The organism is Dryocola boscaweniae (assembly GCF_025215095.1).
GTDB lineage: Bacteria > Pseudomonadota > Gammaproteobacteria > Enterobacterales > Enterobacteriaceae > Dryocola > Dryocola boscaweniae.
In genome coordinates this window covers 1-480 of sequence record NZ_JALHAP010000041.1, presented here as the reverse complement: position 1 = coordinate 480, position 480 = coordinate 1, and the positions used below count along the sequence as shown (strand labels likewise).

Below are 480 nucleotides of genomic sequence, written 5' to 3'. Positions count from 1 at the left end.
TACCACTTTGTGATTCATGACTGGGGTGAAGTCGTAACAAGGTAACCGTAGGGGAACCTGCGGTTGGATCACCTCCTTACCTTAAAGATACAACCCGCGCAGTGCTCACACAGATTGTCTGATAGAAAACGAGCAGTAAAACCTTATAGGCTTGTAGCTCAGGTGGTTAGAGCGCACCCCTGATAAGGGTGAGGTCGGTGGTTCAAGTCCACTCAGGCCTACCAAATTCTCCCTGATACTGCGTTATGAAATAACTCACATACTTAAGTATGTTTCGTCATTCCATGCCTTGTCTCAGCACGAATTGCATTTTCTTTTTCGAAAGAAAAAGGAAAGGCCTCAGCGTGAGTGGTAAATCAAAGGTTTTACGAAATCGATGGGGCTATAGCTCAGCTGGGAGAGCGCCTGCCTTGCACGCAGGAGGTCAGCGGTTCGATCCCGCTTAGCTCCACCATCCTTTCATGCTCAATACTATCTCAA

General features: G+C 47.5%; 2 tRNA genes and 1 rRNA gene. All 3 read left to right on the top strand.

Annotation, left to right across the window (positions count from 1 at the left end):
* Nucleotides 1-79 (top strand): 16S ribosomal RNA (locus MUA00_RS00225); the annotation flags it as partial.
* A gap of 68 nt (nt 80-147) precedes the next feature.
* A tRNA-Ile gene (locus MUA00_RS00220) sits at nt 148-224 on the top strand.
* Nucleotides 225-378: 154 nt separating this feature from the next.
* Nucleotides 379-454 (top strand) — tRNA-Ala (locus MUA00_RS00215).
* Nucleotides 455-480: the final 26 nt, after the last annotated feature.